This is a genomic window from Photobacterium sp. R1, from assembly GCF_054600795.1.
Genome location: NZ_BAAHZP010000848.1, coordinates 1 through 245, shown reverse-complemented (window position 1 = coordinate 245; position 245 = coordinate 1). Strand labels below are relative to the sequence as shown.

The following is a 245-nucleotide window of genomic DNA, read 5'->3' as shown; positions in this document are numbered from 1 at the left end:
AAGCCACAAATGCTTCGAAGATATCAGCAGAAGCTGGCGTCGCACTCAATAATATTAACGCTGAAGTGCAGACGATCCAGGCGATGAACCAGCATGTCGCCACCGCCACAGAGCAACAAACCCTGACCCTGAACGACATTAACTGCAATGTGGTCAGCCTGAAGGATATGTCTCTGTCGGTGGCGACGGAGTCGAACCAGATGGCGCAAGCCAGCGATGAACTGCTGCATGTGTCGGCGGATCTG

At 53.5% G+C, this 245-nt stretch carries 1 pseudogene; it reads left to right on the top strand.

Features of this window, described 5'->3' with window-relative positions:
- Positions 1–245, top strand: a pseudogene (locus ACYP03_RS27470) (methyl-accepting chemotaxis protein); the annotation flags it as partial.